This window comes from Xanthomonas sp. SHU 166, assembly GCF_000364685.1.
Taxonomy (GTDB): Bacteria; Pseudomonadota; Gammaproteobacteria; order Xanthomonadales; family Xanthomonadaceae; genus Xanthomonas_A; species Xanthomonas_A sontii.
In genome coordinates this window covers 1-6,831 of the sequence record NZ_AQOJ01000719.1, presented here as the reverse complement: position 1 = coordinate 6,831, position 6,831 = coordinate 1, and the positions used below count along the sequence as shown (strand labels likewise).

General features: G+C 71.1%; 7 protein-coding genes and 1 pseudogene. 3 read left to right on the top strand and 5 right to left on the bottom strand.

What is annotated here, in order from left to right:
• The 5 genes from D180_RS16725 to D180_RS16705 all read right to left on the bottom strand — a co-directional run.
• Positions 1-188 (bottom strand): hypothetical protein (locus tag D180_RS16725; RefSeq protein ID WP_043091204.1); only part of this gene is annotated, 188 nt, incomplete at its 3' end.
• Entirely contained in the window at positions 185-1,528 is a 1,344-nt protein-coding gene (locus D180_RS16720) for an SWIM zinc finger family protein (protein WP_232760555.1), read from the bottom strand. The genes D180_RS16725 and D180_RS16720, both read right to left, overlap by 4 nt.
• A gap of 225 nt (positions 1,529-1,753) precedes the next feature.
• Positions 1,754-1,954, bottom strand: a complete 201-nt coding sequence (locus tag D180_RS16715; RefSeq protein ID WP_017910369.1) for a hypothetical protein — start codon at positions 1,952-1,954, stop codon at positions 1,754-1,756.
• A 276-nt stretch (positions 1,955-2,230) separates the two neighbouring features.
• Entirely contained in the window at positions 2,231-3,481 is a 1,251-nt protein-coding gene (locus D180_RS16710) for an ATP-binding protein (protein WP_017913699.1), read from the bottom strand.
• Positions 3,478-4,167, bottom strand: coding sequence for a response regulator (locus D180_RS16705; protein ID WP_017913698.1), 690 nt, complete (start codon positions 4,165-4,167; stop codon positions 3,478-3,480). Before D180_RS16705 ends, D180_RS16710 begins: the two co-directional genes overlap by 4 nt.
• Positions 4,168-4,276: 109 nt before the next feature.
• Between D180_RS16705 and D180_RS16700 the strand changes: the two genes are divergently transcribed.
• The 3 genes and pseudogenes from D180_RS16700 to D180_RS16690 all read left to right on the top strand — a co-directional run.
• A complete protein-coding gene (locus tag D180_RS16700) occupies positions 4,277-5,737 on the top strand; it encodes an efflux transporter outer membrane subunit (protein ID WP_232760553.1) in 1,461 nt (486 codons plus the stop codon).
• Between the two features lie 27 nt (positions 5,738-5,764).
• Entirely contained in the window at positions 5,765-6,583 is an 819-nt protein-coding gene (locus D180_RS16695) for a MipA/OmpV family protein (RefSeq protein ID WP_017913696.1), read from the top strand.
• 23 nt (positions 6,584-6,606) lie between these two features.
• Positions 6,607-6,831, top strand: a pseudogene (locus D180_RS16690) (efflux RND transporter periplasmic adaptor subunit); the annotation flags it as partial.

Genomic DNA, 6,831 nt, shown 5'->3' with positions numbered 1-6,831 from the left:
AGTGGCGCGCCGAGACGCAGCGCCGCACGCCGGCAGGCGGCCAACGCGCCCACCTGTTGGCTGTAGCCCAGTGCGGCATCGTCCTGCGTGGCGATGGCGGCGAGCACCTCGCCGAGTGCGCCATCGAGGGCAATCCGTTGCGGGCGATCGATGCCCAGCAGCGCCGGTTTCAACCAGGCCTCGTTCATGCCGCGCTCCTTTCCCAACGCTCGCCCTGTGCATTCCACGCGCTGAGCGGCCACAGCGTGTCGCCGTCCCACTCGCCCATCAGGCAGACAGGATGACCGCCGGCGAACGCGAGCAGCGCCCAACCCTGCATCGCGGGCAGCTGCAACGGCAGGCTGCCTTCGCTGTGCTGCGCCCGGACGCTGCGGCCATCGTGCGCGATCTGCGCCTCCTGCAGACGCATCGGCACCTGCGGCAGCCATGGGTTGAGCGCATGCGCACGGGCGGCGGCGTCCAGGGTGTCGGTGCGCGGCAGCGCGGCGCCGGCCTCCACGCCGGCATCGAGTTCGCCCGGCACGGCGCGCAACGGCACCGTACCCGGATGGAAATGCAGGCAGCCGGCATGCACATGACCGTTGCGCCAATGCTGCTCCCATCCGCGCCCGCCGTGGCTGTACTCCTGCAGCAGCGCGGGGCGGCCACTGTCCAGGCCCTGCAGCCACACCCGGCGTTCCAGCAGATTGCCCGGCTGCTCGATCAGGTGCTGGCCCTGCACATGCCAACGATCGTGCACCGCCTCGCCTTCGCGCAACACCGTGTCGCGCTCCAGCGGCCAGCCCAGCGCGGCACGCAGGTCCGCCTGGCGCGCGGCGCTGAAATCCCCTGCGCGCGGCACCGCCTGGGCCAACAGTTGCAACAGGCCAAGGCGTTCGCCGAGGTCGGCGAGCTGCGCGAGATCGCGGCCGCCCTCGCCCACGGCGCGCTCCAACTGCGCGGCCAGGCCGGGAGCCTGCGCATCGACCATGCGCGCCATCATGCGCCGCGCGTCCTGGTCGAATTCCGCGCCCAGATTGGCCAGGCCCTGGCGGAACTGGTCGGCGATCCAGCGTTGCAGTTCGGCCGCGCCGGCCTGCATGCGCGCCCAACGCGCCTGTTCGCGCCTGGCCGCCGCCGCGGCCTGGACCTGCGGATCGGGCGGCGGCTTGCTGGCGGCGACTTCCTCCTTGCGCGCCGCGCGTTCGCGACGTCCCTGCATCCATTCCTCGACCCAGGCCGGGCGGGTGCCCGGCACGCAGCGTGGGTTGCCGTCGGCATACAGCAGCAGCATGGCCAGCCCGTGCTTGCACGGAAACTTGCGGCTGGGGCACGAGCAACGGCTGACCAGTGCGACCAGGTCCACCTGGGTCTGGTAGGGCTTGGCACCACTGCCCTGGCATTCTCCCCACAGCACCTCGGCGTCGGCGCCGAGCAGGCCCCACTTCCCGTCCGTGGCCAGGCCGGCGGCCGCCTTGGCCGATGCCGGATCCGGCGCAAGCGCGAGGACCTGCTCGCGCGTGAGTCGCACTTCCATATCCTTACTCATCTCAGCGTCCGGTCGATGATAGCCGAGGTCGTGTGGCAATCAGCGACATGGTCGGCGCCGGACACGCGGCACGCGGGCGGCTGCCTCGTTGGCCCACCGACCGCGTGTGCCTTTGCGCTGACAACTGGGCATGCGACGCCGGTCGATGGCGCCTGTCATTCCCTCGCTGGCAGCGGTGTCACGCACTCCTCGCATATCGCACTGCCGCACCTGCGGCCGCGGGATTCAGCCGCCCCGCGCCAACCGCCGCCGGATCTGGGCGCGCTGTTTCGCGCTGAACGCAGCGGCGTGGGTCTGCAGCAGCGCGATCACCGCCGTATGCGCCGCCTCGGTGCGACGTTGCAGTTCCCGGGTGGCGGCGTGCTCGATGGAGCGCCATTCGGCGGGGGTGGTTCCGGTCGGGATGGCGGTGCTGGCTACACGCATTGCGGGATCCGATTTGCGGCACGGGCGGGCCGATGCAGGTGTCGACCTTGATGCACTTTACCGCCAAGCCGGTCATCGGTGGTTCGTGCCGCGTGGACAGCCAGATGCAGAACCACATCTGCGCTCCGCAGTTCGGCGCGTGGACGTGCCGCGGTCGACGGGTTCATCGACGAGGCGCCGTTCGCCGCGACATCGAGCATGGGCACTGCGATGGGGCGAATTGTGCGCCACTCCCGCTGGCCAAGCCCCCGCCACATCCCACAGTCGTTAAGAGCCTCAGGCCAGGCGCTTGCGCGGGTTCGCCGCGGACGCACCTGTGACCAGCGCATCCGCGTCGCCGGCAGGCGCATGCGGCAGGCGCACCCGCGCGCACAGCCCGCCGCCCGCGCGGTTGGCGAACTCCAGCGTGCCGCCGTGGGCCTGGCAGATGGCCGCGGCGATCGAAAGGCCCAGTCCGCTGCCGCCGGAATGGCGTGCCCGCGAATCGTCGGCGCGCCAGAAACGGTCGCCCATCCGCGCCAGCGCTTCCTCGTCGACGCCAGGACCGCGATCGGCCACGCGGATCAGCACGCCATCGGCATCGGCCTGCGCCTCCAACGCCAGTTCGCCGCCGGCCGCGGCGTAGCGCAGCGCATTGTCGATCAGCACCGACAGCACCTGGCCCAGGCGGTCGCGGTCGGCGCTGATGTGCAACTGCTCGGGAATGCGCACCTGCACCTGCATGCCGGCTTCCTGCAGCGGCTGCGCGGCCCAGGTCAGGCGTTCGCGGACCAGGGCGCCGAGTGCGAACCGCTGCGGCTCCAGCATCAACTGGTTGGCGCGGGCCATCGACAGCAGGTGCAGGTCGCCGACCAGGCGATTGATCTGCTCCAACTGGCGCTGGACCATGCGCAACTGCTCCTCGCTGCTCGGGAACACCTGGTCGAGCATGCCCTGCACCCGCCCCATCGCCGCGTTGAGCGGGGTGCGCAGTTCGTGCGCCAGCATCGCGCTGGACTCGCGCACCTCGCGCTCGTACCGCTGCAGTTGCGCGCTCATGCCGTTGAAGTCCGTGGCCAGCCCGGCCAGCTCGTCCGGTGCGCCGGGCACCACGCGCGCACGCGCGGCGAAATCGCCATCGCTGATCCGCCGCGCCGCCTCGGCCACATTGGAGAACTGCCGCGACAATGGTCGCGAAGCGAGCAGGCCGCAGACCACGATCACCGGGATCGACGCCAGCACCATGCCGGCCAGCAGCCACCAGTCGCGGCTGGCCAGCCCGGGCAGGAAGTCGGCCACGTCGTAATAGGTTTCGAACAGTTCCCACAGGCGCCGCGCATTGCTGTGCGGATCCTCGCGCAGCTGCAGCATCTCCTGCCGGGCCTGCGGCGGCAGGCGGCTCAGGGTGGAGACGTCCCAGATCGCGAAGCGCAGCACCATGCCCAGCGCGATCGCGATGATGGTCAGCACCGCCAGCGCGCTCATGCGCAGGCCTACCCATTGCCACAGCGGCGCGTGGCGCTTGCGGCGGAACCAGGCCCAGTTCATCGGAAGCGGTAACCGATGGCGCGCACCGTCACCAGCAGCCCGGTGACCTGCTCGTGTTCCAGCTTCTTGCGCAGGTTGTGCACGTGCGCATCCACCACCCGCTCCAGCGCGTCGCTGTCGGGCAGGCAGATCTCCAGCAGTTCGCTGCGGGTGAAGGCTTTGAACGGCGTCTTCATCAGCGTCGCCAGGATGTTGAACTCGGTCGGGGTCAGTTCCAGCGCCACCTCGTGGCCGTCGGCATCGCGCACCGTGGCGCGCACCGCGGCGGTGTCCACGGTGAGGCGCTCGTGGCGCAGCGGCTCCTCGCTGGCGCGCGCCGGCCCGGCGCGGCGCAGCACCGCAAACACCCGCGCCACCACTTCCTTGGGACTGTACGGCTTGACCACGTAGTCGTCGGCGCCGTAACGCAGCGCGCCAAGCTTCTCCGGTTCGTCGCCCATCGCGGTGACCATGATCACCGGCGTGTCGCTGCTGCGGCGGATCGTGGACAGCACCTCGGTGCCGCTGAGCCGCGGCAGCATCACGTCCAGCAGCACCAGGTCCGGCTTCCACTGCGCATGCACCGCCACCGCCTTCTGCCCGTCCTCGGCGATGGTGACCTCGAAGCCGTCGCGGCGCAGGTAGGCCTCGAGGATGCTGGCGCTGTCGGCATCGTCTTCGACCAGCAGGATCTTCTTCGCGTGCATTGCCCGGTGCCCGTGTTTGGCGTCTTGATGGAATCTTGAAGATTCCTAGAAGGCGGCTTGAACATGCCCGCCGATGCTGGCAGTCGAGTTCGATCACCCGACCGCTGCCATGATTCTACCGTCCCTGCCGCTTCGCCCGTGTCGCACCCGCGCCCTGCTCGGCCTGCTCGCGCTCGCCCTGGGTGGCTGCTCCCTGGCGCCGGTCTACCAACGCCCGCAACCGGCCCTGCCGCCCACCTTCGGCGCGACCAACGCGACCGCGGCCGCCGCACAGGATCGCGGCGAGAGTGCGCTCACCGACCAGGAACTGCAGTTCGTACGGACATTCTCGCCGCAGCACGACCTGGCCCCGCTGCTGACCCAGGCACTGGCCCACGATCCGGACTTCCGCAATGCCGTGCTGACCGTGCAGCAGGCGCGCGCCCAGTACCGCATCGAACGCGCGCAGCAGCTGCCGCAGCTCGGCCTTGATGCCCAGGGCACGCGTCGCAGCTACGACGACGCGGCCACGCAGGCGCGCTATGGCCAGAAGCTGAGTACCGTCGCAGTCGGCGTGGATGGCTTCGAACTGGACCTGTTCGGCAAGCTGGCCTCGCTGTCGGCGGCGGCGCAGCAGCGTTACCTGGCCTCCGAAGACGGCCGTCAGGCGGCGCGCGGTGCGCTGATCGCCGAGGTGCTGCGCGCCTACACACTGGAGCGTGCTGCCCTGCAGAGCCAGCAGCAGGCGCAGACCATCGCCGAGCGTAGTGCGGCGCTGCTGGCGATCGCCACGCGCCAGCAGGCGGTCGGGCTGATCTCCCGCGATGCGCTGGACCGCCAGCGCCACGACGACGACCAGGCGCAGGCGCGCGCGCAGCAGGCCACCAGCGATCACGCCGCCGCTCGCCGCGCCCTGCAACTGCTCGCCGGCTACGCTACGCCGGACGGCGCCGGCACCTTGCAGGACCTGCTGCCGGGTGCCGGGCAGGACGATGGCCGCACCTGGCGCGACCTCGACTCGCAGTTGCTGCTGCAGCGCCCGGACATCCGCCAGGCCGAGGCCGAACTGCGCGCGCGCAATGCCGACATCGGCGCCGCACGTGCCGCCTTCTTCCCGTCGATCCGCCTGAGCACCTCGCTGGGCACCGCCAGCGAGGCGTTGAACGGCCTGTTCATGCCCGGCAGCCGCACCTGGAGCTTCATGCCGCAGTTGCTGCTGCCGCTATTCGACGGCGGCCGCAACCGCGCCAACCTGGATCTCGCACAGCTGCGCAAGGACGGCGCGGTGGCCGACTACGAGAAGACCGTGGAAGCGGCGTTCCGCGAGGTCGCCGATGCGCTGGATGCGCTGCCGGCGCTGCAACAGCGCGAACGTGGCGAACGCACCAATCTCGAACGCGAACGCCAGCGTGTGGCGCGCCTGCAGCAGCGCGTGGCGCAAGGTCTGCAGGACCGCCCCGAGCTGCTGGCCGGCGACATCCAGGCCGCGCAGGCCGAACTGGCGCATCTGCAGGCGCGCCAGGACCTGTTGCTCGACCGCATCGCGCTGTTCCGCGCGTTCTACGGCGTTCCGCTGCCGCACGCGCCCTGACCTTTCCCCCGCACGAGGTTGCCCCCGATGAAACATCTCCTGTCCGTTCTGTCGCCCACGCTGACCGTGGCGGTGCTGGCGCTGCCGCCGGCCGCGCACGCGGCAGACCCCGATCCGGCCCCCAGCGCCGGCCTGTTCGGCGACCGCACCCAAGTGAGCGTGGGCGCCGGCGCCATGCTGACCCCGCGCTACCCCGGCTCCGCCGACGACCGCGTACAGGCGGTGCCGGTGTTTTCGATACAGCGCGGCATCCTGTTCGCGGACACGCTGCGCGGCGCCGGCGTCCAGTTCCAGAACGCGCACGGCTTCTCCGCCAGCCAGTCGTTCGGCTACGACCTGGGCCGCCTGCAGCGCAACAGCAGCTGGCGCCCCGGCTCCAAGCGCCTGGCCGGCATGGGCGACGTGCCCGGCGCGATCACCGCACGCAGCCTGGTCATGCAGCAGCTCACCCCGTACCTGGCGCTGGACGCCGAGGCGGAGTTCGCGCTGAAGGACGGTGCGCGCCGCAACCGCTACCGCGCCGGCGCGCGCTTCACCCTGATGCAGGCGGCGGCCGACAACGTGACCCTGGACCTGGACGCGCACGTCGGCGACCGCCGCTTCAACCAGGCGTACTTCGGCGTCACCGAGGCGCAAAGCCTGGCCAGCGGATTCCAACCGCACCGCGCCGATGCCGGCGTGTACGCCTACACCGTCGGCGCCGAATGGGATCACACCCTGTCGCCGCACTGGACCGCCTCGCTGCTGCTCAACGCCACCCGCTACGTCGGCCCCGCCGACGGCAGCCCGGTGGTGCGTCGCCGCGCCGCTGCCGGCGGCGGCGCCACCGTCACCTACACCTTCTGAACGTTCCCGGGACACCGCCGATCATGACCCTGCGCCCCACCCTGCTTCTCACGCTGTGCCTGCCGCTCGCCGCGCTGGCGCTGTCCGGCTGCGGCCGCGAGGCCGCACCGCCCGCCGACGCGCCGCGCGCGGTCAAGCTGGAAACCGTCGGTAGCGATGCCGCGCGCGACAGCACCCGCTACCTCGCCCAGGTGCGCCAGCAACAACGCGCCGATCTCGGCTTCGAAGGCGGCGGCCGCATCGCCGCC

Excerpts from the sequence above, each read along its gene's own strand:
- D180_RS16720 (WP_232760555.1), bottom strand. The coding sequence starts at position 1,528 with ATGAGTAAGGATATGGAAGTGCGACTCACGCGCGAGCAGGTCCTCGCG.
- D180_RS16715 (WP_017910369.1), bottom strand. The coding sequence starts at position 1,954 with ATGCGTGTAGCCAGCACCGCCATCCCGACCGGAACCACCCCCGCCGAA.
- D180_RS16710 (WP_017913699.1), bottom strand. The coding sequence starts at position 3,481 with ATGAACTGGGCCTGGTTCCGCCGCAAGCGCCACGCGCCGCTGTGGCAA.
- D180_RS16705 (WP_017913698.1), bottom strand. The coding sequence starts at position 4,167 with ATGCACGCGAAGAAGATCCTGCTGGTCGAAGACGATGCCGACAGCGCC.
- D180_RS16700 (WP_232760553.1), top strand. The coding sequence starts at position 4,277 with ATGATTCTACCGTCCCTGCCGCTTCGCCCGTGTCGCACCCGCGCCCTG.
- D180_RS16695 (WP_017913696.1), top strand. The coding sequence starts at position 5,765 with ATGAAACATCTCCTGTCCGTTCTGTCGCCCACGCTGACCGTGGCGGTG.